Here is a 24,892-nt window from a genome sequence, read left to right as displayed (position 1 = left end):
AGATGATGCAAGATTTAGCCCAAAGCGTGCAAAAGTTGCTTAGCGATCTAGATGCGCTCTTAGTGGCGCATTTTTACCAAAAAGATGAGATTGTAGAACTAGCCCAGATCACGGGCGATAGCCTCGAGTTGGCTAGGCGGGCGAGTGCTAGCCCGCAAAATTTGATCGTCTTTTGTGGGGTGGGCTTTATGGGCGAGAGTGTGAAAATCTTAGCCCCCCAAAAAGAGGTTATTATGCCTAAGTTGGCTTGTTGTTCGATGGCTAGGATGATTGATAGTAGCTACTTTGATCAAAGCATGCACATGCTCCAAAAACTAGGTATTAACGATGTCTTACCCATCACCTACATTAATTCCAGTGCGGGGGTGAAAGCCAAAGTCGGGGCGATGGGGGGGCTAGTTTGCACCAGTGCGAACGCCTCTAAAATCTTTGATTATGCCCAAAAAAAGGGGCAAAAAATCTTCTTTCTACCCGATCGTTGTTTGGGAATGAATTTAGCGCACACGCATAACCTCAAAAGTGCCCTTTTAGGGCTAGATAGCCCCGAGCAAATTTTACAAGCCGATGTGATTTGTTATAATGGCTTTTGTGCCGTGCACCAGCTTTTTAAGCCTAGCGATGTGGCTTTTTTCAGAGAAAAATACCCCGATATTTTAATCGTGGTGCATCCTGAATGCGATCCTAGCGTGGTGGAGTTAGCCGACTTTGTGGGCTCAACCAGCCAAATTATCCAGTTTGTGCGTTCCTTGCCCTTAGAACAAAAGGTCGCTGTGGGCACAGAATTTAATTTAGTCAAACGCCTACGCGCACAAAATACCTATGTGCTCTCCAGCACTTTGCCCGAATGCCCGACCATGAATGAAACCACTTTGGGCGATCTCTTTGAGGTGTTGAAAGCCTATAAAAACCACCGCGCCTATAACCGTATCGAAGTGGATACTGAGGTGGCTAAGTGGGCAAAAGTGGCATTAGATCGCATGCTGGAGCTCTCATGAAAGACACCCAGATTTTAGACTTTTTAAAGGCGTGTTTGCAAGAGGATTTGGGATCGGGGGATTTGTTTGAACGCCTAGCCCCAACCCTAGAGGTGCCAGCATGCGTGCTGGCTAAGGGGGCTGGGGTGCTATCTGGGCAACTTTATATCCAAGAGCTCTTGGAGTGGATGGGGATTCAAGGCACTTGGCATGTCCATGATAGCCAGAGCTTTAGCCCCCAACAGGTGATCTTGGAGTTGCGAGGTGATTTTGCCCTGCTTTTGAAATTAGAACGGGTGATCTTGAATATCTTGCAACACTCTAGCGGAATCGCCACCCAAACCGCGCGCTATGTGAAACTCATCCAAGATTTGCCTATACAGCTCTTAGACACCCGCAAGACCCGCCCGCTTTTACGGGTGTTTGAGAAGTATTCGGTGCGCAATGGGGGGGCTAGAAACCACCGCTTAGGGCTAGATGATGCCCTCATGCTCAAGGACACGCATTTAGCCCACATTGGCGATCTCAAAAGTTTTATGCAACAAGCACGCGCCAGCATTCCATGGACAGCCAAGATTGAGATTGAATGCAGCAGCGTAAAAATGGCTCAAGAGATCATGGCATTGGGGGCGGATATTATCATGTGTGATAACATGGGTGTTGGCGAGATAAAAGAGGTGGTCGCCTTTAGAAATGCGCATTACCCCTTAGTGCTCTTGGAGGCTAGCGGGAACATCACCCAAGAGAGCGTGCGTGCCTACGCCCAAAGCGGGGTGGATGCGATCAGTAGTGGGGCGTTGATCCACCAAGCGGTGTGGGTGGATATGAGCATGAAATTAGCCTAACTTGGACATTGAGCGTTATTTTTTGGAGACTCTGCAAAAAAGCGCGATCACGCAGGGGATCGGGGATGATGGCGTGGTGTTGGCTAACCTGCCTAAAAATGTGGTTTTGGTGTTGGATCTCTTTAGCGAGGGCGTGCATTTTAAAAGAGAATGGTTTAGTTGCGAACAGATTGGCTATAAAGCCTTGATCGTGAATATCTCCGATGCGATCAGCATGGGGGCTGTGCCTAAATATGCACTCTTGGGTGTAACCTTGCCCAAAAATATAACACCTACTGAAATGAGAGCGCTCATCAAGGGGATTAAGCGGGCTTGTTTGGAATTTGGCGTGCGTGTGATCGGGGGGGATACCATTGTGGGGCAAAGCTTGAGCTTGAGCGTGAGTTTATTAGCCCAAGCCCCCAAACCCCTATACAGGGTCGGGGCACGCAAGGGGGATTTGATCATGCACACCGGCATGCTAGGGGGTAGTTATAAAGCCTTGCACACGCTCTTAAGGGGGGGGAAAGTGCCTAAGCATTCTAAATTTTATGCCCCCCAATTAAAAGCCTGTGCGCACTTTATGCACGAGGCGCGATCCATTTTGCATGTGGGCATGGATATTTCTGATGGACTCTTTGCGGAATGTAACCGCTTATCCAAAGCCAACCGCCTAGCCTTCAAAATCCACAACCCCCTATACCCACCCCACAAACGCGCCTTTTTGAGTGGCGAAGAATATGAAATGCTCTTGTGCCTAGCCCCTAGACACAGACTCAAAGCCTACCGACTCGCCCAAAAACACCGCTTAAAACTGCGTATCATCGGGCGCGTCCAACAAGGGCAATCCCATTACCGCCCCAAAATTTGGCATGCCTAAAACCCCCTAAGCTGCGCCCTAATCGCCCTTGACAAATTAGACAAAGTCTATTAAAATTGCGTTATTGTTATTTTTAATAATTTTTTATTATTTTTGCTTTTTTAAGGAGCTTTTTTTGATTACAATAACTAAAAACCTGAAGCATTCTCTATTGGGTTTCAGTATTCTGGCATGCCTGAACCCTTTGGGTGCGGAACGCAATAGCGGGTATTTTGCTCTAGGTTTCCAATATTCTTACATGAGCTCAGAGGGGAAGACTCAAGTTTTTGCCAGCCCCGTCCCCTCTGCCCAAACCGCAACCACCGATGCGATCTCGGGTAGCCTTTTTGGGGGCGATCTGCAGCTGGGCTACAGACAATTTTTGGGCAAGAAAAAACGCTTTGGTCTGCGTTATTATGTGATGTTCAGCGCGCAAGGGGGGCGTTATAGTTACCCATATGGTTACAAAAATAATGCCGATGGCACGACCACGAGCTACACGATCCGCAATGGGGGGATGGCAGATTTATTCTATGGTGCGGGTATGGATGCGCTCTTTAACTTTTTTGATAGCCCAAAACGCTCTTTTGGGGTCTTTGGGGGCGTGGCGTTGGGGGGGACTTCGTGGCTTTTGGGGGATAATAAGGCATGCCCGGTGATGGATTATGTGGTTAGTGATAGTGGCGGGACAATCACATGCAACACGATGGATTCTTATGCGCAAGTGGCTAAAAAATTGGGGAATAAGGCGCATTACTCGCCTAGTTTCGTGCAATTTGCCTTTAATTTTGGGGTGCGTGGCAATTTTAGCAAGCATAATGGGTTTGAAGTGGGGGTGCGTGTGCCTGTCATCAACACGCCCTATTTTACCAATAAAGATAACCCCACCATGAATTTAAATTTTAGGCGGGTGATCGCCCTCTTTGCTAATTATGTGGTGAATTTTTAGATTTGTGGCTTGGTTGGGGGTCGCTCCTTGATTTTACCAAAACATGCTATGATGGGATTTTGCAGAAAGGATCATGATGAAGCGACCATTTAGAAAAATTGCAGATTATGCGATCGTGGGGGGATTGAGTGCGGTCGTGGTGGTAACTTTAGCGGGTTGTAAGGGCTCAGATAGCCACGAGCAAAAACCCACCGAGCAGAGCAACACCAGCAATGCCTTAAAAAAGGGGGCGTTTGTGATTTTACAAGAGCAGGCGGATAAAAGTTACAAGGTCGCAGAGGAGTATCCTAGCGATAAGACACGGGTTGTGGTGCGGGATTTGCAGGGCAAGGAACGCATGCTAAGCGATGAGGAAATCCAAAAACTCATTAAAGATGAGGAAGCCAAGATCGACCATGGCACCAGCCAGCTCACCAAGCCCCCCGCTGAAGGTGGCGGATCGGGGCTTGGCATTGGGGCAGCCATTTTGGGCAGTGCGGCGGGGGCGATTTTGGGGAGCTATATTGGCAACAAGCTGTTTAACAACCCCAATTACAACCAAAATGCCCAAAGAAACTACACCTCCCCACAAGCCTACCAAAGAAGCCAAAACACTTTTAAAAGCCCTTCAAGCCCAGCAAGCGCGCCTGCATCTAATGCGGGCAAAAGCGGATTTTTTAAACCTTCAACAAGCACGCCCTCTGGGGGTGCTTCTACCCCAAGTGCTAGTTCTTAAGGAGAATGCATGCAAGTTAAAACTTTAGACCCTTTAAGCCAGCAAGCCCTAGAGGAAATCGGGCTAGATTGGCACACAGACACGGATAACAGCCCTTATATCAGCCAAGATTTGGTTATTGTGAGCCAAAGCGAAGCCGATGCCTACTATGAAGCGTGCAATGAGCTTTATGAGATGTTTGTAGAGACCGCACAAGAAATTATCGAACACGATCGCTTTTTTGAGCTGGATATTCCTAATAGCATTGTGCCCTTGATCAAGCAGAGTTGGGAAAATGAAGTGCATTGGCATATTTATGGGCGTTTTGATTTGGCGGGGGGCTTAGATGGCAAGCCCATTAAATTGTTGGAGTTTAATGCCGATACGCCGACCATGCTCTATGAAAGCGCGGTGGTGCAATGGGCGTTACTCAAATACAATGGCTATGATGCGGATTTGCAATTCAACAATATCCATGAGGCGTTGGTGGAGAATTTTAAACGGCTGGTAACTTTAGATGGGGATACCAGCGCCTTTGAAAACATGTATGAGGGCTGGAAGATTCTCTTTGCTTGCATTAAGGGGAGTAGCGAGGAGGAACGCACCACGAAATTTTTAGAGGATGCGGCTAGGAGTGCGGGTTTTGAAAGTAACTTTGCCTACATCGATGAGGTGCAGTTTGACAAAGATCAGGGCGTGTTTTTTGGGGGGGTGAATTACGAATATTTGTTTAAGCTCGTGCCTTGGGAGAATATCGCCATTGATGAGCCCGAGCTAGCTGCCATCATGCAAACCATGATGGAGAATCAAAACACGATCTTTTTAAACCCAGCTTATACTCTGCTTTTCCAAAGCAAACGCTTTTTAAAAGTGCTTTGGGATCGCTACCCTAACCACCCCTTATTGTTAGAAACCCGCTATGAGCCCCTCAGCAATAAAAAACAGGTTAAAAAGGTCGCCTTTGGCAGAGAGGGGGCGAATGTGGCGATCTTGGATGCTAACGGGCAGGTTGTAGCGCAAAGTGAGGGGATTTATGGCAACCACAAGCCCATTTACCAAGAATATTACGAGCTCAATAAGGCTGGGGAGTTTTACTACCAACCCAATGTCTTTTTTGCCTATGAGGCTTGTGGGTTGGGCTTTAGAAAGGGCGGGTTGATTTTGGATAATTTTTCTAAATTTGCCAGCCACATCATCAGATGAAACGCAAATCCTCTATGGGTCTAGCCTATGCCTTCCATGCCTATGTGAGTGTCTTTTTCTTGCCGATGGTCTTGCTCTTTGTGGTGAGTGGGGGGGCGTATTATTTGGGCTTTAACTCTAACACGGGAGCCCAGATTAGCAAATGGAGCGTGCCAGCAGTTACAGCCCAACAAGAATTGGATTTTTTGATCGCCTTTTTAAAAGACAAACAAGCCCTGCCCCCTAAGATTGAGCCTAAAAAACTCAAAGGGGCTTTGATCATTGGCACACCCGCTTATGAAGCCAGTTTGGTAACCAAGGGAGAGAAGAGCGAGATCACGCTCACCAAGCGCAGCTTTTTAGGGGTGATCATGCAGGTGCATAAGGGTAGGGCTAACCGCGCTTTACTCATCTTTGCGGGCATCTTTGCGGTGTTCTTGTGCTTGCTCTATGTGAGCGGGTTGGCTATGGGGATTAGGCGTAAGACTAAGGGGCTACTAGGTGCCTTTTTGCTAGGCACTGGGGTTTTGGGGGTGTTATTGTGGAGCGCGCTTTAAAGCCAGCCCTTCTTTTTAAAGTAGAGAATGGGCAAGATGGTGGAGATGATCATCGTGAGCACGGCTAGGGGGTAGCCAAATTCCCAACGCAACTCAGGCATGACCTCAAAGTTCATGCCATAGATCGTGCCTATGAGGGTGGGGGGCATCATCGCCATAGTCGCCACCGTGAAAAGCTTGATGATTTTATTTTGTTCCACATTGACCTGAGAGGTGAAAAGGTTTTGGATATTATCTAGGGCGTTGAGATTAGCCGTGCTGAAATCCACCAGCGAGCTAAAATCTTTTAAGATAATATTAAAATCCTTTTTGGTTTCATTATCAACTTTATTGCTTTTGAGTAAGGTGGTGATGATGCGCCGTTTATCAAAGAGCGAGTCGCGCAATTCCATGTTGAATTCTTGCAAAAAAGAGAGGGTGATGAGCGTATCCTCATGGGTGCAGATATTGGGTTCGAGCACAATTTGTTTTCTTAAGGCACTGGTTTCGCGATTAACCTCTTCTAAATAATCCGCACCCTTTTCAAAATAAAGCTCTAGGATTTTAGACAAAATATCAAAGCCATCTTGGAATTTTTTAGGGCTGGCTAGGATTCGTTTTTGCACATCCTCAAAGATGGGCAGATTGCCATTATAAAGGGTGAATAAAATATTATCTGAAATAAAATAGGTCATCGGCTCTGCATGGAAGGCTAGGGGTGTGTCTTTATAAACAGAGTAGGTATTGATAGTAATAGAAGTGCTATTCTCCCAATACTTGGCGATCGCGCTTTTTTCGGGCTCTTCTTGGCTGGTGTTGATGTGGTAGTTTTGGACAATGCATTGCAATTCGGTTTCGGTGGGGTTGATGAGCTCAAACCACAAGATATTTTGCTCATCTAAAGGGAAGGATTCAAAGCCATGGAAATCCACGATCTCGACTAAGTGGTTGTTTTTGGCAAACACATTAATCATGATCTGCCCAATTTTGTTTTTGATCCAAAACCTCAAAGGCGACTAAAATTTTGCCCTCTAAAAGCTCCAAACTCGCCCCCCCACCTGTGGAGATAAAGCTGACACTATCCTTATCGCCCGCACGGGTCAAAACATCGATGGTATCGCCCCCGCCAATTAGCGAATAGGCATAGGTGTTAGAAATGCTATGGGCGATTTGGAAAGACCCCCGACTAAATAAGGGCACTTCATACACGCCTAGCGGACCATTCCAAATAATGGTTTGGCTGCCTTGAATCACCAATGAAAAGAGCTTAGAGGTGGCAGGACCAATATCCACAGCGATATGGTTTAGCGGGATGTCTTGGGCGGGGGTGATTTGGACTTGATCGGTGTGATCCATGTGCGGGGTGCTCACCACATCTACGGGCAAATACACATGCACGCCCTTTTGTTTGGCTTTTTGCAAAATCTCTAGAGCCTCTTGGATCAAATCCTCTTCCACTAAGGAGGCTTGCATGTTATAACCCAGTGCCTTTAAAAAAGTGTTGCTCATCGCCCCGCCGATGATGACCTTATCGACACGATCTAAAATATTGCGTAAAAGCGTGAGTTTGGAGCTCACCTTAGCCCCACCCACAATTAAGAGCACCGGGCGTAAGGGGTTGGCAAGAGCCTTAGCAAATGAATTGATCTCTTTTTTGAGCAAAAAGCCGGCAACTTTGACCGGCACAAATTGGGCAATCCCGTAGGTGCTGGCGTGTTTGCGGTGGCTCGTCCCAAAGGCATCATTGACATAAACATCGCACAAGCTGGCTAGCTTTTGGGAAAACAAAGGGTCATTGCTTTTTTCGCCCTTATAAAAACGCAGATTTTCCACTAAAATAACGGGGTGATCTTGTTCTTGCAAACCCTGCGCCATCTCAAGCGAATGGGCAAACAACACCTCTTTATTTAAAAGCCTCTCTAGGCGTTTAACCAAGTGGCTAAAGGAAAATTGAATCTGCTTTTCGCCATCTATCTTGGGCTCGGGTCGCCCCAAATGCCCGACTAAAACTACCGACTTAGCCCCGTTGTCGATACAATAATTGATCGTGGGGATACTCTCACGCATGCGGGTATCCTCAGTGATATTAAAATCCTTATCTAAGGGCACATTAAAATCCACGCGGATCAACACCCGTTTATCCTTGAGTGCCACATCTTGAATCCCCAAGACCTCTTGCATTTTCTTAATGCCCGCTAGCATGCTTGTCCTTTGCGTTGGTGAATGTATTGTGCCATATCCACTAAGCGGTGGCTATAACCCACCTCGTTATCATACCATGCTAGGATTTTGGCGTGGTGCTCGCCTAGCACAAGGCTTTGATCGGGAATGTAAATGGAGCTTAGGGGCGATCCTAAAAAATCGCTCGAAACGCATTTTTGGGTATCAATCCCCAAAATCCCCTTAAGCTCTTTTTGGCTCGCTTGTTCCATGCAAGCATGCAAGGCTTCTAAACTCAAGGATTTTTGCGTGCTAAAGCTCAAATCAATCAAACTCACATCGGGGGTGGGCACTCTTAGGGCTAGCCCGCTGATCTTGTTAGCCAAATGGGGCAAAACTAGGGCAATGGCTTTATTCACCCCCGTGCTGGTGGGGATGATATTAAGCGCAGCCGCACGCGCGCGGCGTAAGTCTTTGTGCTTGGAGTCCAGTAGATTTTGATCGTTGGTGTAGCTATGGATGGTGGTCATTAAAGCATGTTGGATGCCAAAATTATCATCTAGCACCTTTAAAAGCGGGGCTAGGGCGTTGGTGGTGCAAGAGGCGTTGGAGATAATGGGTTGGTTGTTGTAGGCGGTGTGATTGACCCCATAGACAAAGGTTGGGGTGTTTTTAGCCGGGGCAGAGATCACCACTTGTTGGACTTGGTTTTTTAAGTGGGCTTGGGCTAGGTTAATATCATTAAACTTGCCCGTGCATTCTAACACCACTTGGGCGGGGCTAAAATCCAGCTTGGAGGGGTCGCGATCGCTTAAAATCCGGACATACCGGCTATGCCCGATGGCGATGTGTTGCGAATCGATTTGCTCAATTTCTAGCGTGTGTTTGTGCAAGGAATCAAAACGCAAAAGGTGGATTAAAGTTTCTAGCGGGCAGGTGGAGTTGATCGCCACCAATTCGATGTCTTTTCTAGCCCCAATGATCCGACTCACACACAAGCCGATCCGCCCTGTCCCATTGATCGCTACACGCACCTTTAAAATCCCTTAAAGCTTAGTATGAGGGGCTATCATACAAATAGCTAGCTTGAATCGCTCTTAAAGGGGGGTGTCTGCCTTAGATTTAAGGCTCTAAAGGAGGGTTAGGGCGGGTTTGTTCCCTAAAGTTTACATTTTGTAGTATAATGCTTGCCGTATTTTAAGCATGTCAGAAAGGTTTGAGATGAAAAAAGCGGAGTTTGTCGATTTACTCAAAGAAGAGGGTGAATTTGAGAGCAAAAAAGACGCTGAAAAGGCGTTAGATGGTTTTATGAAAGCCATTGAAAAGGTGTTGGGCACGCATGAGAGTGTGGAGCTGGTGGGTTTTGGCAAGTTTGAGGTGGCGTTGCAAAAAGGCAAGAGCGGGAAAGTGCCCGGGAGCGATAAAACCTATAGCACACCAGATAAAATGGTCCCCAAATTCAAGCCGGGTAAATTGCTCAAAGATGTAGTGGCAGCGCACAAAAAGCCCAAAGTGAGTAAGAAAAAGTAGCTTAGCTTTAAGCTTGATTTTTGATGAGTGTGGATCACACTCAGAATCCGATGCCGTTGCTTTCTGTTAGATGGATTAGTCCTTGTAGCTCAGTTGGATAGAGCGTACGATTCCTAATCGTAAGGTCGTGGGTTCAAATCCCGCCAAGGACACCACCCGTTTTTGTGTGCTACTTAATTGGAGTTAGTTATGGGGTTTTTGCGTTTTTTACCAATCCAAAGCAAAAGGTTCTCATGGATTAGGGGTGCTTTGGCATTGTCTTTTTGCTGGAATTTGCAAGCTTTAGAATTAGAGACTTATTCTCCCCCCGGAGATGATCTAGCACTCAATATGAAACAATTAGAAAATATGGAAGATCGCAAATTTGCCGATACACAAGGGCATGCGCTGGGTTTGGCAGATTTAATCAAAAATGCAGACAATAACTATTCCCTCCAAGCAGCCCGCCTGCAAGTGCGCCAAGCCCTCAAAAACCACGCCATTGCTAAGGCTAAGTTTTTACCTACCTTGAGTAGCAATTACACCTATAACCACCGCAACAGAAACACGCCTTTTTACCCCGAATACGACATGCAATTACTCAACACCAATCTAAAACTCAATGTCTTCAATGGTTTTAGCGATATTAATAATGTCAAAGAAAAATCCGCTAGTTATCGCTCCAGCAGCGCTAATATGGAATACACCAAGCAAAGTATTTATTTGCAGGTGGTCCAGCAGTATTACCAATATTTCAACAACATGGCACAGCTAGTTGCCTCCAAAAAGAAATTGGCTGAATTGCGTTCTGATATTGATCGCACCAGACAACTCTTTGAGCAAGGATTAACCACGGCGGATAATTTAGAGAGCGCAAAGGCACAGGGTGCGCTCAGTGAGAATGACATCACCCAGATGGAATTTGATATTGAGCAAAACCGCTTGACTTTAGAGTATTTAACCAATAGCAAGATTCCCTCTTTAAAGAGGACCACTCTGCTTTCCCCCACTCTCTCCTTAAAAGAGCGGGCTGACTTGCGTGCTTTAAGAGAACAAATCACTGCGATCCACTACCAAAACAAACAACTCAACTACTACCCAACCATTGATGTTAATGACGATTGGCAATACTATATCCAAAAACCCGCCTTTGCTCGGGGGAATGATAACCGCTTTGGAAACTTGTTCCCTAACCAGCAAAACACCGTGGGAGTCGTGGTAACCTTGAATATTTTGAATGATATTGGCTTGAATTTGCAAAAACAATACCTGCGTTTAAACCAAATGGCACAAGAAAAGAACCTAATGTATAAAAAAATGGAACAAGTCAAGGATGTGGAACTTTACCGCAAGTCTTTAGACATGGCGCGATCGCGTATCCGCAGCTCGGAGGCGAGCTTAAAATCTGCCAATATCGCCTATGAAAGCATTAAGAAAAAATACAATGCCAATTTGGTTGATTTTACCACCTATTTAAGGGCTCTAAGAACCCGCTTTGATGCGGAGGTGATCTACAACCAATCTCTTAACAACTACGAAATGCAAAAAGCCAATTACATTTTTTATAGTGGGCATCATATCCAAGATTATGTGCGCTAAGGAATCAGCATGCGATTAATATTCATCGCCCTATTCTTGGCAGTAGGGCTCCAAGCAAAAGAAGTTTATGCGATTTTTAATGTGGTCGCGCTCAAAGATGCCAATCTCAAATTAGATTCGGCGGGTATTGTGGATGCCATTTATGTCGATGTGGGCTCTTATGTCAAAAAGGGCGATGTGCTCTTAACCCTTTATAACAGGGACAAGAAAGCCCAAGCCGATTCCATCACCCAGCAATATGACTTCACACAAAAGCAATATGCGCGTTACCAAAAAATCGGGCGTGCTGTGGATAAGAACACGCTAGACAAGTATTATGCAGATTATAAAAAACTCGAATATGACCGCGACTATGCCCTCTCAGTGGTGGAAAAGACCATTTTAAAAGCCCCTTTTGATGGGGTGATTGCTAGCAAGAATATTGAGCTAGGGGAGGGCACGAGCGCCAATAGCACCGTGCTTTTTAGATTGGTGAGTAGGCGGGTAAAAATGGTGCTAGAGTTTGACTCAAAATACTTGCCCGTTGTCAAAGTGGGGGATAAATTCATCTATAGTGTCGATGGTAAATCGGAAAAAAAAGAAGTCAAAATCACCAAAATTTACCCCACGATCGATGTCAGCACCCGCAAGGTGAATGCAGAAGCCCTATTGCCTGTCAATAGCCCCCTAGTCCCCGGCATCTTTGGGGATGGCTTTATCCAATAAGGGGGCTTTTGTGTATAAGTTTGCGATCCAAAGACCCATCACAACCTTAATGTTTGCGTGCATGGTGGTCTTCTTTGGCACGATGGCACTCAAAAAAATCAGTGTTGCGCTTTTCCCCAATATTGACTTCCCCATCATCGTGGTGAAAACCAGCTACCCGGGGGCGAGTGCGGATATTGTGGAGAGCAAAGTAACCGACAAGATTGAAGAAGCCGTGATGGGGGTGGATGGGATCAAGAAGGTTACTTCTAATAGCGCGCGCAACATCAGTATCGTGGTCGTGGAATTTGTGCTTGAAAAGCCCATCACGGTAGCCCTCAATGACATCATCAACAAAGTTTCCTCCGTGAGCTTTGGCGATCCCAATATCCGCCGCCCCGCCATCGATAAGGTCGATACCAGCGGGCAGGCGATTCTCTCGATCTTTTTAACCAGCAAGACCAAGACCCCAGCCGAGCTCAACGATCATGCTAAAAACATCATCAAGCCCATGTTGCAAAAGATCGAGGGCGTGGGCGGGGTGCAATTACAAGGCTTTGAAGAAAAGCAAGTGCGGATTTATGCCGACCCCAGTTTGATGAATAAATATGGCTTGACCTACACCGACCTTTACAACACCCTAAAAAGCCAGAACCTAGAAATGGACGGGGGCAAGATCACCGGTCCTAAGAAAAACTACGCCATTTTGGTCGATGGCAATAGCTACACCCTTGAAGAATTAGCCAATATCCAAATTGGCAACCATGTCCGCCTAGCCGACATCGCCACCATTGAAAAGGGCATTGATCCGGACATCACTTATGCCAGCTACAAACACGATCAGGGCATTGTATTAGAGGTGCAAAAGATCGCCGGGGCTAATGAGATTCAGATCGTGGATGCGGTCTATAAAGAGATGGATGCCATGCGTGCAGTCAGCCCGGGCTATGAGTTACGCCCCTTTTTAGACACCACCGATTACACCCGCCACTCCATTAAAGATGTCAAGTTTGACTTGATCTTGGGGGGGATTTTGGCGATCTCTGTGGTCTTTTTCTTTTTGCGCAGTCTGTCTATCACCTTTGTATCCGCAATGAGTATCCCCATCTCCATTATGGGGACTTTTGCACTCATCCAGTGGATGGGCTTTTCTTTAAACATGCTCACCATGGTTGCGCTCACGCTCTCCATTGGGATCATCATTGATGATGCGATTGTGGTGATTGAGAACATCCACAAAAAGCTAGAGGCGGGCATGGACAAGAGGACAGCAAGCTATGAGGGCGTGCATGAAATTGCCTTTGCGATTGTGGCGATCTCTGCGATGCTCTTGTCTGTCTTTATCCCTGTGGGTAACATGAGCGGGATTGTGGGGCGTTTTTTCCAAAGCTTTGGGATCACGGTTGCCCTAGCCATTGTGATTTCCTATTTTGTGGTGGTTACGGTGATCCCCATGTTAAGCTCCATCATCGTATCCACCGAGCAATCTAAATTTTACAAACGCACCGAACCCTTTTTCCAAAAAATGGAGCAATCTTATGCCAAGTTGCTAGGCTGGCTTTTAAACCATAAATTGATCGTGGGGTTAGTCGTGGCGGGGATTTTTGCTAGCTCTTTGCATGTGGCTGGCAAGCTGGGCATGGAGTTTATGTTAAAAGAAGATCGGGGCATGTTTTATGTCTATGTCAAGGCGCAAACCGACATTAGCCTAAAAGCAATGCTGGCTAAAATGAAAGCCTTGCAAGCCGTGATTGAAAAAGACCCCGATGTGGAGTTTGACTCCATGCAAGTGGGTTATGGGAATATCCAAAGCACCTTTAAGGGTAAATTCTATGTCAAACTCAAAAAAGGGCATAAAAGAAGCCAATTTGCGATCATGGAGGAGATGCGCCACAAATTAAGGGCTATCCCAGAGGCTAAAGACATTGCCTCCATCAACCTAGCCGAAGTGCCCTTAATTGGTGGGGGGGATAACTCAGCCTTCCAAGCCTATGTCTATGCCCCCACGCAAAAGCTCGTGGATGAAAGCGTAGCAAAACTTAAAAAATTCTTGCTAGAAAGTCCCGAGATGAAGGGCAAGGTAGTGGGTTACCACACTAACACCTCCGATTACCAAACCCAATACCAACTACGCGTTTTAAGGGCAGCCACAACCAAATACGGCGTGAGTGCTCAAGACATTGCAAGTGTGGTGAGCAACGCCTTTTCTGGGGAAAATCGGGTGAGCTACTTTAAAGAGCATGGTAAAGAGTATGACATTGTGATCCGCGTCCCCTCCAATAAAAAAATCAATGTAGATGACATCAAACGGTTACAGATCAGAAACAAAGATGGTAAGTTGATGTTTTTAGATGGGCTCATGGAAGTGATTGAGCGTAAAGTGCCCTCCAATATCACCCGCTATAACCGCCAAAGAAGCGTTACGGTCCTAGCACGCCCGGCTGCTGGGGTGGATTTGGGCGAACTCTTAAGCCAAGTGCAAAAACACCAAGATCAGTGGCTGGCTAAAGGAGCGGCTTTCCGCTTCACAGGCGACTCAGACAAGCTTAAAGAAACTAATGAAGCCTTTGGCGTGGCGATCGCTACCGCCTTTATCCTCATTTACATGATCTTAGCCGCCCTTTATGAGTCGATCTTAGAGCCCTTGATCATCATGGTTACCATGCCTCTAAGTTTTTCTGGGGCATTCTTTGTGCTAGGAATCGTGCATCAGCCCATGAGCATGTTCTCTTTAATGGGGTTGATTTTGCTTATTGGCATGGTGGGCAAGAACGCCACGCTCATCATTGACATCGCCAACGATCGGCGTAAAGAAGGGCATAGCATTGAAAAAGCCATTATTTTAGCCGGCGAATCGCGTCTAAGACCTATTTTAATGACCACGATTGCGATGGTGTGTGGCATGTTGCCTTTGGCTTTGGCTGTAGGGCAGGGCTCGGCGATGAAATCACCCATTGGCATTGCCATGAGTGGGGGGCTATTGGTGTCTATGGCGTTAAGCTTGTTGGTCGTGCCGATCTTTTATCGCTTACTAGCTCCTTTAGATGACAAGTTAAAGCGATTCTATCAGGGTCGCAAATGATCAAATGGATATGCGGACTCTCGCTGGGTGTGGGGTTATTGGGTGCTACCAGCGAGAAAATCCAGCATAAAAGCCATATTTTTGTGGGTGTGATGAGCGGTTTTGAAACCTACAGACTCTCCATTGCGTCCAAACACCCTTGGACCAATTCCTTTTTGTGGGGGATCAAGGCGGGTTACCAATACGATTTGGTGAAATACGCCGCCTTGCGTGTGGATTTGAGCTACATCATGGGTTTAAAGCCCACAGCGTTTCATACCCTCGTGCATTCCTTTTTGAGCCTCAATATGGATGTGGTGAGCGATTTTTACAAGATAGGCAAATACGATCTTGGGGCTTATGCGGGTTTGGGGTTTGGGTATTTTCAAGGCGCGCCCACTTTGGTCAGCACGGATAGCAACCGCTCTTTTATGGGCTATAATGGGGTTTTTAATTTGGGCGTGGGGAGCACCATTGAGCAAAGACACCGCGTGGAACTGGGGGTTAAAATCCCCTTTGGCAAGACAAAAGCGGTCATGGGCAAAGGGTTCTACTCAGAACGATTCTACTGGGTGGCTAGTTACGCTTATTTGTTTTAAACGGTCTTAGGGGGCTGAAATCTCTAAAAAGCGTTGGGCGACTTTGAGCTGGCGCATTTGATTACTTAGGGCTTGTTGTTCTTCATGGAGTCGCTCGATCGTGGTGGCGATGAGGACCTTAGCGACCTCCAAAGTTTCTAAGCTCGCCCCTTGCAAGACCAACGGGGCATCAACAACCAAATTAAAGGCTTTTTGCGTGTTATTTTCTAAAAGCGCGATCTTGAGTTCATCGACCCAATTCATGTGCATGGATCTCCCGCCAAGCCTCTAACAAGCCCCTAGCAACCCCCATCACCAAATCGATTTTGGTGCTGTCATTCTCCACATTGGCTTGCGTGAGGGTTTTGATCTGGTGGGTGTAAAGCCCGGTTAGATAAACAGCCACCTCGCCCCCGCGTTCATAATCCAAAACATTTAAAAGCTCGGTAAAAATATCCGCAACTTTGTTGATATAAAGAATCTTTTTTTCAATATCATCGGCTTCCATGTGCCGTTTGGCTTGGGCGGCGAATTTCAAAATGCCCTCATAAAGCATCTCAATCAGTTTAGCCGGAGACTCCACACTCACAGAGTTTTGCTGGTATAGATTATACGCATTTGCCTTAAACATCTTCATCCTCACTAATTCTTTTTGGCTGCCGCTTGATCGATCATCATTTGCACCGCATCAAATGACTTGTTGGCTTTGGAAATCTGCCCGTCATAGGCAGCAAATCGTTCTGCCATGATGTCATAACGGGTTTTTAACAAATCCATCGCGCTTTGTTTGTCGCGACGCAAATCCTTAGCATCTTGTTCTAAGGAGTCTCCATATATTTTCAAGCTAGCACTACTACCATCGACTAAATGCGATAAAACTTTACCGAGTCGCTCAAAAATCCCCTCTTGGTGAATCTCCTTGCCCCCCATGCTTTTCACCTGAGACCCATAGAAAAAGTCTTGCACGCCTTGAGGGTCCGTGCCAAGCGCACTGGATAGCCTGCTCTCATCTAGGCTCAACTGCCCATTCTCATTAAACATGATCCCATATTTCATCAAGCTATCCACGCCCTTTTCAGTGGTGCGTGTAAAAGCAATGGCATTGTTGATTGATGATCGGATCGTGCGGATATCCCCCACGCCATTAAAAATCCCAGCAATGCGTGTATCAGGGTCATAGCGGGTGGTCTCATCAAGTTTGGGGATCAAGGCGTTGTAAGCCTTGACAAACTCTTTCACATGGTCAATGATTGCCTTGTTGTCCCGTGTAACGCTCACAATGGCAGGTTTGCCTGGCTCAGTCTTGCCTAGCAAGCTCAAAGACACGCCATTGATCACATCATTGACTTCATTAGTGGGGCGGGTGATGGTCGCCCCATCGTAGGTGAATTTCGCATCGCCTGCTTTTTGGAGATTTTTAAGCGCAAAAAGACCTTGCGTGTGGGCGTAGTTTTGGGTGAGCCCTTCTGTGAGTCCAATATTCCTAAGACCTGCCTTGCCAGTAGGCCCTACCCCGGCTATACGCAACTCTCCGCTATCACTATTGAGAACTAATTTACCATCTGCTCCCATAGAGGCATGCAAGCCCTCAATGGCATTGATGGCTTTGACAATTGCCTCCCCATTCTGTGTGCTGGAATTACCCATCAAGGTAATTGCCCCCAAATCGATGGCATGATCATTGAGGCGGATTGTGCCCTCAATCTTGCCCTGCTTGATCCCTGTGGCGGCTTTAAACAGATCGCCACTCTCAGATTTATCTTGGATAAAGCCCAACTCCCCAGCCTTAGCCCCCCCAACAGCCACCTCTAACCCGCGTTTGTCATTGATAATGAGCGATTTGCCATCATCCACCACTTCCACATTGAGCTGACCCGAATCGACTAAGGATTTTGTATCGGGGTTATCCTCTAGGGCTTTTTGGATGGCTGCACGCAAGGCTTCATTTTTCTTAGGCACAGGCGTAGCACTGCTCAAATCAAGAGTGATGGGGATTTCTACAAGCTTGTTATTGGCATCATAAACCTTGATAAAAAAATCATGCTCGGTTTTGGCTGGAGTCTTGCCATCAGGGCTGGGTGCGCTAGCTAGGCTTAGCGTGATGGGCGCATCGCTACTCAAGTGCGAAACGACACTTGTGCCAAAAAAGAGACGGCTATTAGCTCCGGTGTTTTTGGAGTTAATCATGAGTTGGTAGGGCTTGTCCCCCCCGGTTTTCATCACAATCCCCATCGCATTCCCACCGCTCCCATCGGTGATCGCCTGAGCCACATCGCCCAAACTCATGCCCGCCTTGATGTCAATGGTGTAATTCTTGCCATTGGTGTAAAAGTGCAACTTGGTATTGGCTTGGCTAAAGGCATCATCTCGGGAGCGAAAATGCGTCCCCACCTCGTTAATATCCCCCTGTGCTAAATTTTCAACATCGACCTTGATATTTTGGAGCGGAATCCCTGGGCTCACACTGGCTTTGAGCGCATCCCCGCTCACATGGCTACTCCTAGCTGTGTAGGTGGAGTAGTCGCTCAAGGCTTGCACAGGAGATTCTAAGGCAGAAATGAGGCTTTTGATCTCCACCAAAGCTTTTTGCTTTTGGATATTATTTTCCATTTTTTTGTCAATAGGGGCGATCATGGTCTTTTCATCAGCCGCCTTGAGCTTGTCGATCACATCGTAATTTAAGACCTTGCTCCCAATCCCTAAAGAACTTAGTTTCCCAACACCCATTTTCTACTCCAAAGACACCTAGCCTTTTTTATCAAAAATAATCCCCACAATATCGCGCATCTTCTCCATCAAACGCACCATCCCCTGAGGTGGGATTTCGCGGATAATGTGCTCGCCCTTGCTATCTTTAACCACCACCACCAAACTCCCGATCTCCTCGTTATATTTGAAGACCAAATTAGAGTGGATACGCTTCATCTCTCTATTGAGTTCCTTACTCAGTTTCTGCAAATCCCGTTCCTCTAACAATAAGGCATTCTCAGCTTCTTGATCCGCCTTGTCCGCCTTTTTCAAATCTGCTTTATTGGCAACGGGTTGCAATAAATCGTTCTGCTCCTCTATGTGGAGCGGATTCACCTGTGGAACTGCTTGTAATAAATGGGGTTGTTTTGTAAAATTAATGGTTTCAACTGACATGAACTCTCCTTTCAAAAAGCTCGCCTTGAGATCGGCATGTTTTTGTTGCTTTTAATGTGTTTGGGCGATGATCTCCAAAGGATCGATGTGTTTGTCCTTTATGGTAACCTCAAAGCTTAGGCGTTGATCGATTCGCCCGATCACATAGCCCTTTTGCACCCGCAAGCCATGCCTGATCGTGGGGGCGATTTTATCTAACTGGGAATAAATGGTGTGCATGCCCCCCTTGTGCTCAATGATGATCACTTTCTTTAAGATCGGCACTTCTTTAGCATAGACTACCCGCCCATCAAAGATACTCCGCACGACCGCATTGGGTTTGGTCGAAACAAGCGTGATGTATTCATTAAAGACCTTGAGTTTATAGACTGGATCAAAATAAGGTCCAAATTTTTGCACGATCTTATAGTTGGCTAGGGGGGCGATGGTTTTAGGGCCATTATAAGCGATGGTAACAATATCGCGATAAGAATTAGCCACTTGCCGCACCTCTAGTGGGGCTTGGATACCCCCGATTGCACGGGGTGCTTTTTGCTTGTTGTGCTGTTCTCTTTCTAACTCTTTTTCTTTATTGCGTTTGATGATATTTAAAGAGGCTAGGAGCTGATCGAGTTCTTTGCGTTCCTTGTCTAAAGCCGTTAATTTTTTGTTATAAATGGCTAGTTCGGCGCGCATATTTGTGATCAACTTCTGTTGTTCTGCAACCATGATTTCTAAATTGCGTTGCCGATCTTTTTGTGCCCCGATGGTTTTATTGATTTGGTTGATGTTTTGGGTGATTTGGGTGATCTTGCTATTGATCTGCTCTTCTTTGAGATTCAAGTCGGCTAATTTGATTTTGGAGTCTTGATTGACATGCTTAAAGATTTCTTGCAAAATCAAATCCTCTGGAGTGGCTAAACTCTCTTGTTCTAAGACCAAAACAAATAACAAATCTTTAAGCAACACGCTTGTAACGGCATCTTGGATTTGGTGGCGATCTTTTTTCAAACTATCCAATAGCGAGCGGTGTTGTTCGAGGGATTTTTCTTGGAGCAAATTTTGGGCTTGGTTTTTTTCAATGCTTTTTTGGAGGGCTTGGATTTGTTGGGACAATTCTTGGCTTTGCTGGTATTTTTGGTTGATCGCATTGCCCAAGCTATTTAGATGGTTACTCAACTTGTTTTTTTCTAGGGTGGTCTCTTCGAGCTTATTTTGATTGAGTATGATATTGCGGTTAATGTCTTCTAAACCCGCCCCCTTATTGCCTAACAAGCCCATACTAAATAAGCCCACCAAACCCATAACCCGTAGGGTTTTCATGCCACTCTCCTTTGGATCACAACCACCCACACACACATCAAAGACACCACAATGGAAGTGCCTAAAAAGATCAACATGTCCTCTTGCCACACAAACAAACCGCCCTTAATTTCTAGGGCTTGCAAGATCGCTTGGAATTTATCTTGCAAGGATAAATACAAACTCCCAACCAGCACCCCTACACTGGCTAAGATAGAATCCACCAAAGCCAATTTGAATAGAAAGCCGTTTTTGATGCGCATGGGCGCGCCCAAAAGCTCCATGATCTCAATGCGTTTAGAATATTGCAAATTCCACACGCTCACTTGTTTCATCAAGAGCAAGATGGAGAGCACCACCACCAGCACGCCAAGAACCATGATACTTTTTTTAAGCAACAACAATAAGCGGTATTCTTGGTCGTGGGTTTTGCTAAAGACTTCGATTTTTTCCACCCCCGGGATTTTTAAAAGCTTTTGGTGGATTTGCTGGAGTTGTGCTGATGTGGGGAAGATGGCTAGTTTGAGCGAGTAAAAGTAGGGCAGGTTTTTTTTGATATTGGCGATATTGGTCTGGGTCAAATTTTGTTGGAGCTTTTCTAAAAGCATGTCCGGATCAATGAGGGTGAGTGTAGCACTCTCTTTGATGTTTTGCCTTAAAAAGGGCAGTGTGAGTTTTTGCTTGCTGGCAATGGTGATCGTGTAACTCTTAGACAGCTTTTCTTCTCTGATATTGACGGCACGATTGATAAATAAAATGCTCTCCAAGCTAAAGAGTAATGCCATTAAAGGCAGGAGAAAAGCCAAATGTTCTTTAAGTGTATTCATGAATCTCCCCGTCTTTGATGTAAATTTTGCGGTAAGGGATATTAAAACTACTGGGAATCCTGTGCGTTACCACCACGATCGTGATGTCTAGTTGTTTGTTAGCCCCTTTAAGCAAGCTCCAAATCATATCACTTGAATAATCATCTAGGTTGCCTGTGGGCTCATCAGCTAGGATTAAAAAGGGCTTGTGGGCGATCGCGCGCGCCATCGCCACGCGTTGTTGCTCCCCACCGCTAAGTTCCAGCGGGTAGCGATTAGACTTATAGAGCAAATCCACATGGGCTAAGAGTTTCTCAGCTTGGATATTGCATTCATCTTTTTTATAGCCATTGATGATCATGGGTAATTTAATATTTTGCTCCACGGTCCATTCTTCAATCAATTTATAATCTTGGAACACCACCCCAATATTGCGTCTGAGCTCATTGATAAACGCCTTAGAAGCCCGATTGACATTGATATTACACACCTCTAAGCTCCCCCCCATCATGGGCAAATCCCCATAGAGCGATCGCAAAAGCGTGCTCTTCCCGCTCCCACTCGCCCCTGATATAAACACAAAATCCTTGCGCTCGATCCGCAGATTGGCTCCCTTGATCACCCACTCATCTTTTTTATACCCCAAACACAAATCTTTAGCCACAATGATACTAGCCACAATTCTCCTCCTGCAAAATCTCTAGCAAATGTTGGTGCGCTTGTCTGTGGGCTTTTGTATTGAGCGGTAAGCCCCCGATGTACTCGATTGTGCCCTTTTGGCGATCCACCACGACCATTTTATTTAAGGGGGCAAGCCAGTCCCCCAAACCCAACACCAATAACCACAAATTTTCATATTCTAACACATCTTGAATATTTAAAAAACAATTCTGCTGTATCCACGCCCCTTGTTGCCACAAATGCGGAGACTCTTGTTTGCTGGGTGCTTGAAAGTGCAAGGGTGCGTCCAATAAAAAGGGCAAACAAGGGCGATCAATGGGGCTTAAGGCGCGCAATTTTAAATCCCAAATGTCTTTTTGTTGCCGTCTCCAACGCGCCTCGTATTTGCTCAACACCATATCTTGATCTATATTCTTGCAAACCTGCAGATCACAGCAAGGCAAGCTTAAAACCAGTTGCAAACTCTGCTGGAAATAGGGTTCATCATCACTTCTAAGCCACAACCACGCATCTTGGCACAAAATCGCGCGCATGTGCTCTAGGGTCTGGGGGTTAAACACACGCCGATTAGGGCTCTTGCTCCAAGGCACGGGAAAATGCACATCTAAGCTTAAACAGCCTGAGGGTAGAATTTCTAATAACGCGCGCACATCGGCTTGCACCAAGTAGAGATTTTTAAGCCCTAAAAGCTCGATTTGGCGCAAAACTTGCTCTAAGGAGGGGGTGTGAATCTCCACCCCGATATAGGTTTCTTGTGGATTTTTTTGGGCTTTGTTGAGCAAATGCCGTCCTGAGCCAAAGCCAATCTCTAGGTGGTAAAATCGGGGAAAATCAAAACAATCCCAGCGGATCAAAAAGGGGCTTTCAAAATAGGGGCTAGGCGCGCCCAAATTGGAATAAGACACATTGCAAAAACGCGCCAAAATCTGCAAGGCTTTTTGTAAGACCCCCACTGGGAGGGGGCGTGTGGATTTTTGCGCTTTGAATAAGTCCCCCCCTTCTTGCTTGATTTGCAAGATACAAAAATCATAGAGCCCATAAAGTCCTTGTTTTTGGACACGAATGACGCTCAAGCGGGCATCTCTTAAACTACAAGCGCGGTATAAAAAGACAAACCCCCCGATCTCAAAGGGGAAATTAGGCAATTTAGCCAAAGAAGCAAACAGGTGCGGCATGCACAACTAGCGATCCAAGCGCAATTCCACTTCTTTACTTGGGTTTGATTCCAAGCCGGCTCCATCAACACTCACCACTTGGTAGCGGTATTTTTGCCCACTCACCATGTTATTATCCACAAAACGGGTTTTGCTCAGATCCCCAAAACGCAAGGGCTTAGAACTGGAATTGCCATCAAAGCGATAGACAGCATAGCCCTTAACCCGCCCATCTTGGATGGGTTGCCACTCGATGATGGCTTGCCCATCCTCAATTGTGCCCTTTGTGATGATGGGCGTGGCTGGGCGGGGCAAGGTCATGCCCTGAACTGCTGTTGCGGGCATCATGCTCTCTAAATTATATTTATCCACCGCCACGACTTTATAAAATCTCTGCACCCCATCTGCATCAACATTGTCTAAGTAGCTGGTATCATTGGTCTCGGCGATGTTTTTAAAGCGTTCGTCCATTTTATTAGCGGCATAAATGCGGTAAGACACCACATCTTTTTGATCAGAGGGAGTCCAACTCAGCTGGATTTTACGCGTGAGGTTATTGCTGGCTTGCACGCCAGTTACCCCCACTGGGGGTTCTTTAGTCCTACCGGTTACGACAACACTGGGCAAAGACTTAGCCCCCTCAAAACTCTCAGCGATCACGCGGTAGCGATAGGTGCTCCCATCGGGCAAATCCTTATCAAAATATTCCACATACAGCCTATTTTTCACCACCCCGATATTAGAAAACTTGCCATCGCTCCCCTCTCTTTGGATAATGTATTTATCAATGCTGGGGTTAGGGTGGGGGCTCCAAAAAACCTTGATCTCTTTGGGCTCGACATGACTAGCAAAAACACTCTCCACCGGATTAATAAAAGAAGTGCGGACACTAATTGTTTCAGAGGCACGCGAGATGCCGCCATTTTTGCCAATGGTGGCAATTTGGTAGTAATACTGGGTTTGGGGGGTCAGACCATCATCATAATAATGCGTGGCTAGGGGGTTGCGTACAATCGCCACGCGTTTAAAGCTTTGATCGGCTTGCATGCGGTAGAGCACAAACCCATCAATGAGTCCGGGATTGCTCACAGGTTGCCACTCGAATCCTACAGACTGCACATCATCGATGGTTTTAATCCCCTGCACGACAGGTAAGTTCGGATTAAGAGTCTCTTCTTTTTTCCCAAAAAATGAGAGAACACTATTTTTCCTTGTGGGCGCGCAACTAACCAGTAGCACCGCCAAACAAGCCACAAATACCGCTTTCCAACCCATCCCAACTCATCCCTTCAAAATGGCTTTCTAAATATTGTAGCATATCCTTTAACATGTTGGCTTTAAAAAGAAGTTTGCGCCCATCTTTTGGGTGGGTGGCATAGAGCAAGTAGGCGTGCAATAAAATACGCCCCGTGTAGCTATCTTTTTGCCCATAGAGCGGATCGCCCACGATGTGCCGATTTAGGCTCTCCAAATGCGCGCGGATTTGGTGCGTGCGCCCGGTCTCTAATTTGGCACAAATGAGCTGGGCTTGATTCTTGCCTGTAATCAAGGGGGCAAAATGGGTCTTAGACATTTTTCCGCCCCTAATGGGGTTTCTGAGCGCATCTAAATTGGTCATTTTCAAGCGGTTATTAGGGTGTCGCCCTAGATGGCATGCCACGCTCATTGGAGCATTCAAAGGTTTTGAGAGGATGGCTAGATAATAACGCCCCATTTGCTTGCTCTTAAGCTGGCTAGCCAAGTGCGCATGGCTGGCGTTGTTCTTAGCCACCACCAACACCCCACTGGTGTCCTTATCCAAACGATGCACAATCCCATAGCGCAACGCCCCGCTCAGAGTTGAGAGCGCATAGCCCTTAGCCTGCAAATAATCCACCAAAGTGGGCTCTTTGACACTGCTGGCATGGTGGATCACCAAATGGGGGGGCTTGTTGATCACCAAAATATCTTCATCTTCATAGATGATCTCCAAATCTAGGGGCGGTAGGCTAGTAGGCGGGCTTTCTGTAGGCTTTAGGCTTAAAACTTCTAAGAGATCGCCTAGTTTGAGGCTAACCCCCCCCTTGCTACACACCCCCCCATTGAGGCGCACACAACCAGCCTTGATGAGTTGTAAGACTTGATTTTTAGCCACTTGGAGTTTGGCGCTCAAGAAAGTGTCCAAACGCCCCTTTTGATCCACAATCCAAGTCTGTTTGGGCAAAACAAGCCTTTCAT

At 46.4% G+C, this 24,892-nt stretch carries 25 protein-coding genes and 1 tRNA gene; 13 read left to right on the top strand and 13 right to left on the bottom strand.

What is annotated here, in order from left to right:
- Positions 1–2 precede the first annotated feature (2 nt).
- The 7 genes from nadA (at position 3) to C5684_RS00970 (ending at position 6,039) form a co-directional block, all read left to right on the top strand.
- Entirely contained in the window at positions 3–995 is a 993-nt protein-coding gene (gene nadA / locus C5684_RS01000; protein WP_199764452.1) for a quinolinate synthase NadA, read from the top strand.
- Positions 992–1,819: a carboxylating nicotinate-nucleotide diphosphorylase gene (gene nadC / locus C5684_RS00995; RefSeq protein WP_104639132.1), complete on the top strand. Its 828-nt coding sequence runs from the start codon at positions 992–994 to the stop codon at positions 1,817–1,819. The genes nadA and nadC overlap by 4 nt, the downstream gene beginning before the upstream one ends.
- A gap of 1 nt (position 1,820) precedes the next feature.
- A complete protein-coding gene (locus tag C5684_RS00990; protein ID WP_104639131.1) occupies positions 1,821–2,678 on the top strand; it encodes a thiamine-phosphate kinase in 858 nt (285 codons plus the stop codon).
- A 151-nt stretch (positions 2,679–2,829) separates the two neighbouring features.
- Positions 2,830–3,606, top strand: coding sequence for an outer membrane protein (locus tag C5684_RS00985; RefSeq protein ID WP_233707979.1), 777 nt, complete (start codon positions 2,830–2,832; stop codon positions 3,604–3,606).
- A gap of 76 nt (positions 3,607–3,682) precedes the next feature.
- Entirely contained in the window at positions 3,683–4,321 is a 639-nt protein-coding gene (locus tag C5684_RS00980) for a UPF0323 family lipoprotein (protein ID WP_006018244.1), read from the top strand.
- 9 nt (positions 4,322–4,330) lie between these two features.
- Positions 4,331–5,503: a glutathionylspermidine synthase family protein gene (locus tag C5684_RS00975; protein WP_104639130.1), complete on the top strand. Its 1,173-nt coding sequence runs from the start codon at positions 4,331–4,333 to the stop codon at positions 5,501–5,503.
- Positions 5,500–6,039, top strand: coding sequence for a membrane protein (locus C5684_RS00970; RefSeq protein WP_013890569.1), 540 nt, complete (start codon positions 5,500–5,502; stop codon positions 6,037–6,039). The genes C5684_RS00975 and C5684_RS00970 overlap by 4 nt, the downstream gene beginning before the upstream one ends.
- On the opposite strand, the gene corA is transcribed toward C5684_RS00970, so the two are convergent.
- From corA to gap, 3 genes are read right to left on the bottom strand one after another with little or no spacing between them, the layout of a single operon-like run.
- Positions 6,036–6,992, bottom strand: a complete 957-nt coding sequence (gene corA, locus C5684_RS00965) for a magnesium/cobalt transporter CorA (RefSeq protein WP_006018240.1) — start codon at positions 6,990–6,992, stop codon at positions 6,036–6,038. The two genes, C5684_RS00970 and corA, sit on opposite strands and share 4 nt — an antisense overlap.
- Positions 6,985–8,220, bottom strand: coding sequence for a phosphoglycerate kinase (locus C5684_RS00960; RefSeq protein ID WP_013890568.1), 1,236 nt, complete (start codon positions 8,218–8,220; stop codon positions 6,985–6,987). Before C5684_RS00960 ends, corA begins: the two co-directional genes overlap by 8 nt.
- Positions 8,214–9,221, bottom strand: a complete 1,008-nt coding sequence (gene gap / locus C5684_RS00955) for a type I glyceraldehyde-3-phosphate dehydrogenase (RefSeq protein ID WP_199764454.1) — start codon at positions 9,219–9,221, stop codon at positions 8,214–8,216. Before gap ends, C5684_RS00960 begins: the two co-directional genes overlap by 7 nt.
- 178 nt (positions 9,222–9,399) lie before the next feature.
- Here gap and C5684_RS00950 point away from each other — a divergent pair, with 178 nt between their 5' ends.
- From C5684_RS00950 to C5684_RS00925, 6 genes are all read left to right on the top strand, one after another.
- A complete protein-coding gene (locus tag C5684_RS00950) occupies positions 9,400–9,708 on the top strand; it encodes an HU family DNA-binding protein (RefSeq protein ID WP_104637930.1) in 309 nt (102 codons plus the stop codon).
- Between the two features lie 78 nt (positions 9,709–9,786).
- Positions 9,787–9,863, top strand: a tRNA-Arg gene (locus C5684_RS00945).
- A gap of 175 nt (positions 9,864–10,038) precedes the next feature.
- On the top strand, positions 10,039–11,286 hold the full coding sequence (locus tag C5684_RS00940; RefSeq protein ID WP_104629203.1) for a TolC family protein: 1,248 nt from the start codon (positions 10,039–10,041) through the stop codon (positions 11,284–11,286).
- A gap of 9 nt (positions 11,287–11,295) precedes the next feature.
- A complete protein-coding gene (locus C5684_RS00935; protein ID WP_104639128.1) occupies positions 11,296–11,991 on the top strand; it encodes an efflux RND transporter periplasmic adaptor subunit in 696 nt (231 codons plus the stop codon).
- A gap of 10 nt (positions 11,992–12,001) precedes the next feature.
- Positions 12,002–15,052, top strand: coding sequence for an efflux RND transporter permease subunit (locus tag C5684_RS00930; RefSeq protein ID WP_104639144.1), 3,051 nt, complete (start codon positions 12,002–12,004; stop codon positions 15,050–15,052).
- Positions 15,049–15,630: an outer membrane beta-barrel protein gene (locus C5684_RS00925; RefSeq protein WP_013890562.1), complete on the top strand. Its 582-nt coding sequence runs from the start codon at positions 15,049–15,051 to the stop codon at positions 15,628–15,630. Before C5684_RS00930 ends, C5684_RS00925 begins: the two co-directional genes overlap by 4 nt.
- A 6-nt stretch (positions 15,631–15,636) precedes the next feature.
- On the opposite strand, the gene C5684_RS00920 is transcribed toward C5684_RS00925, so the two are convergent.
- From C5684_RS00920 to C5684_RS00875, 10 genes are read right to left on the bottom strand one after another with little or no spacing between them, the layout of a single operon-like run.
- Positions 15,637–15,873, bottom strand: coding sequence for a hypothetical protein (locus C5684_RS00920; protein ID WP_104639127.1), 237 nt, complete (start codon positions 15,871–15,873; stop codon positions 15,637–15,639).
- Complete coding sequence (gene fliS / locus C5684_RS00915; RefSeq protein ID WP_006018226.1) at positions 15,857–16,240, bottom strand: flagellar export chaperone FliS; 384 nt, start codon at positions 16,238–16,240, stop codon at positions 15,857–15,859. The genes C5684_RS00920 and fliS overlap by 17 nt, the downstream gene beginning before the upstream one ends.
- Positions 16,241–16,251: 11 nt before the next feature.
- Positions 16,252–18,336 carry a flagellar filament capping protein FliD gene (gene fliD / locus C5684_RS00910; RefSeq protein ID WP_104639126.1) on the bottom strand — a complete coding sequence of 695 codons (2,085 nt, stop codon included), beginning with the start codon at positions 18,334–18,336 and terminating at the stop codon, positions 16,252–16,254.
- A gap of 18 nt (positions 18,337–18,354) precedes the next feature.
- The gene (locus tag C5684_RS00905) at positions 18,355–18,753 is read right to left on the bottom strand and encodes a flagellar protein FlaG (protein WP_050955555.1); all 399 of its coding nucleotides are present in this window, start codon (positions 18,751–18,753) and stop codon (positions 18,355–18,357) included.
- 51 nt (positions 18,754–18,804) lie between these two features.
- Complete coding sequence (locus C5684_RS00900; protein WP_104639125.1) at positions 18,805–20,055, bottom strand: murein hydrolase activator EnvC family protein; 1,251 nt, start codon at positions 20,053–20,055, stop codon at positions 18,805–18,807.
- Positions 20,052–20,861 carry a hypothetical protein gene (locus C5684_RS00895; RefSeq protein ID WP_013890557.1) on the bottom strand — a complete coding sequence of 270 codons (810 nt, stop codon included), beginning with the start codon at positions 20,859–20,861 and terminating at the stop codon, positions 20,052–20,054. Before C5684_RS00895 ends, C5684_RS00900 begins: the two co-directional genes overlap by 4 nt.
- The gene (locus tag C5684_RS00890) at positions 20,848–21,519 is read right to left on the bottom strand and encodes a cell division ATP-binding protein FtsE (protein WP_013890556.1); all 672 of its coding nucleotides are present in this window, start codon (positions 21,517–21,519) and stop codon (positions 20,848–20,850) included. The genes C5684_RS00895 and C5684_RS00890 overlap by 14 nt, the downstream gene beginning before the upstream one ends.
- The gene (locus tag C5684_RS00885) at positions 21,512–22,696 is read right to left on the bottom strand and encodes a class I SAM-dependent methyltransferase (RefSeq protein ID WP_104639143.1); all 1,185 of its coding nucleotides are present in this window, start codon (positions 22,694–22,696) and stop codon (positions 21,512–21,514) included. The genes C5684_RS00890 and C5684_RS00885 overlap by 8 nt, the downstream gene beginning before the upstream one ends.
- 6 nt (positions 22,697–22,702) lie before the next feature.
- On the bottom strand, positions 22,703–23,950 hold the full coding sequence (locus C5684_RS00880) for a fibronectin type III domain-containing protein (protein WP_104639124.1): 1,248 nt from the start codon (positions 23,948–23,950) through the stop codon (positions 22,703–22,705).
- Positions 23,901–24,878: an RluA family pseudouridine synthase gene (locus C5684_RS00875; RefSeq protein WP_104639123.1), complete on the bottom strand. Its 978-nt coding sequence runs from the start codon at positions 24,876–24,878 to the stop codon at positions 23,901–23,903. The genes C5684_RS00880 and C5684_RS00875 overlap by 50 nt, the downstream gene beginning before the upstream one ends.
- Between the last annotated feature and the right edge of the window lie 14 nt (positions 24,879–24,892).

It is taken from the genome of Helicobacter bizzozeronii, assembly GCF_900196775.1.
Classification (GTDB): Bacteria; Campylobacterota; Campylobacteria; order Campylobacterales; family Helicobacteraceae; genus Helicobacter; species Helicobacter bizzozeronii.
Note: the sequence above shows the minus strand (reverse complement) of the source record. Positions and strands in the feature narration are given on the sequence as shown.